The organism is Mycobacterium sp., from assembly GCF_035653355.1.
Classification (GTDB): Bacteria; Actinomycetota; Actinomycetes; order Mycobacteriales; family Mycobacteriaceae; genus Mycobacterium.
Genome location: NZ_DASRBZ010000434.1, coordinates 1 through 2,238, shown reverse-complemented (window position 1 = coordinate 2,238; position 2,238 = coordinate 1). Strand labels below are relative to the sequence as shown.

The 2,238-nt window shown below is 64.0% G+C and carries 3 protein-coding genes; all 3 read left to right on the top strand.

The genetic code is table 11. The annotated features are described in order from the left end of the window. Positions 1 to 248 precede the first annotated feature (248 nt). The gene (locus VFA16_RS15015) at positions 249 to 1,442 is read left to right on the top strand and encodes a GNAT family N-acetyltransferase (protein WP_324968584.1); all 1,194 of its coding nucleotides are present in this window, start codon (positions 249 to 251) and stop codon (positions 1,440 to 1,442) included. Further along, positions 1,417 to 1,971, top strand: a complete 555-nt coding sequence (locus VFA16_RS15010) for a ParB N-terminal domain-containing protein (protein WP_324968583.1) — start codon at positions 1,417 to 1,419, stop codon at positions 1,969 to 1,971. The genes VFA16_RS15015 and VFA16_RS15010 overlap by 26 nt, the downstream gene beginning before the upstream one ends. Next, positions 1,949 to 2,238: hypothetical protein (locus tag VFA16_RS15005; protein ID WP_324968582.1), on the top strand; the 290-nt coding region annotated here is incomplete at its 3' end. The genes VFA16_RS15010 and VFA16_RS15005, both read left to right, overlap by 23 nt.

Below are 2,238 nucleotides of genomic sequence, written 5' to 3'. Positions count from 1 at the left end.
CCGCAGACACGGGTTGATCAAGCGGTCCGCGAGCGACCACCACGCTTCCACCGTAAGCAGTTTCAGGTGAACGAGGCGTTTCACGTGCTCGTCCTCTGCCGCGATGAGGCGGAGCAGCGGGCAATTTTCGAGAGGCTGTCGCGCGAAGGTCGTCAGTGCCGGTTACTGACGGTGTAGACACTGAACCGTGGCACGGGTTTTCAACCCGTGCGTTCTGAATGCACGGGTTGAAAACCCGTGCCACGCGAATGCAGCTCGACGTCACCGTCTCCTGCCCCGTCCACGACAGCTTCCGCGTGCGGCAGGTCGCCGGCATGTTTGACCTGCCGGTGACGACGAGTCGGAGCGAATTTTTCCGCGTTGAACTGCCTGACCTGACCGACGACTGGCAAATCGGCCTTGTCGTCGGCCCCTCCGGCTCCGGCAAAACCACCGTTGCCCGCCGAGCCTTCGGCGACGCGTTCTACCGCCCGCGCGCCTGGCCGCGCAACCGCGCCGTCATCGACGGCTTCGGCGACCTGCCGATTAAACAGATCATCCGCACCCTCAGTGCCGTCGGCTTCAGCAGCCCGCCGGCGTGGCTCAAGCCGTATCACGTGTTGAGTAATGGGGAACGGTTTCGGTGTGACTTGGCGAGGGCACTTCTCACCGCGAAACGCCCTCTTGTGGTCTTCGACGAATTCACCAGCGTCGTCGATCGCACCGTCGCGAAGATCGGCTCCGCTGCTGTGTCCAAAGCCATCCGCTCCGGCCACGTCGCCGCGCGGTTCGTGGCGGTGACGTGCCATTACGATGTGGCCGAGTGGCTCGGGCCCGACTGGGTCCTGGACATGTCCGGCCCGTCGCTGCACCGGGGGCGGGTTCGACGGGCTCACCGCGGGCGTCTTCGACGCCCGCCGATTCGATTGGAAATCACCCGCTGTGCCCGCGAGCAATGGAAGATTTTCGAGCGTCATCACTATCTGACCGGCTCCCTCCACCCGTCCGCCCGCTGCTTCATCGCGCGGGTGGACGGGACGCCGGCCGCGTTCACGGCGGTGCTCCCGTTCCCGCACCCGACGCGGCCCGGCTGGCGCGAGCACCGCACGGTCTGTCTGCCCGACTTCCAGGGCGTCGGCATCGGCGCGGCCTTGAGCGAATTCGTCGCCAGCCTGTTCGTCGCGACGGGCAAGCCGTATTTCAGCACGACCGGCCATCCCGCCATGATCCACCACCGCGCCCGCTCGCCCCTGTGGCGGATGCACCGGGCGCCGGGAATGGTGGGCCGGGCCGGCCCGCGCAGCCGCGAGCGGTGTCGGATGGCCGACTCCACCAGCCGCGGAAGGTTCACCGCCGGGTTCGAGTACGTGGGGCCGGGGAGGGCCGCCGAAGCGCGAGTCTTGGGTCTTCTCGAAACGATTCCGGAGAACATCACCCATGCATGTGGAAACGGTTCCGATTGAAAAGATCTCCACCGATTCAACGAATGCGCGGCGGCACCCGACACGAAATACCGAAGCGATTAAGGCATCGCTTCAACGGTTCGGGCAGCAGAAGCCCATCGTGGTCGATGCGCAGAATGTTTGCCGTGCAGGCAACGGGACTTTGGCCGCCGCAAAGGCACTCGGATGGACCGAAGTCCGCGTCGTTCGCACGAGCCTGGCACCAAAGGAAGCAACTGCTTACGCGATCGCGGATAATCGATCCGCCGAATTGGCGGAATGGGACCAGAAGGTGTTATCGGAACTGCTCCAGGATCCCGCCCTCGGTGATCTGAATCAGATCGGTTTCACGCAAAGGGAATTGACCGAACTAAGTGCCCCGGTTCAACTCCTGCCCTCGGAGTTGGCGCCGGCGCCGGTGATGACTTGGGTTCTGATTGGAATCCCGACCATCCGGTTCGGCCAAATCTCCGAGCGGGTGGAGGAGATCGCCGCCGTCCCTGACGCTGTAGTGGAGATTACGGCAAATGGCCCAGACCAAGACCGATAACGGCAACCTGGAAGCGAAGCTGGGACTGCGTCGCCACTTCCTGCGCCGTTACCACATGGAAAACAAGCCGATGGTCTTGGACTGCTGCCAGGGCGACGGGATTATCTGGCGTAAACTGCGGCAGGAGTTTGAGTGCGACTATTGGGGCGTTGACGTCAAGCCCAAGCGCGGACGACTTTCGATCGACAGCGTTCGGATTCTGGCGCAGCCGGGGTGGCCGCACGACGTCCTCGACATTGACACCTACGGCAGTCCCTGGAGGCATTG

Coding starts and splice junctions, on each gene's coding strand:
- VFA16_RS15010 (WP_324968583.1), top strand. CDS start 1,417: ATGCATGTGGAAACGGTTCCGATTGAAAAGATCTCCACCGATTCAACG.
- VFA16_RS15015 (WP_324968584.1), top strand. CDS start 249: ATGCAGCTCGACGTCACCGTCTCCTGCCCCGTCCACGACAGCTTCCGC.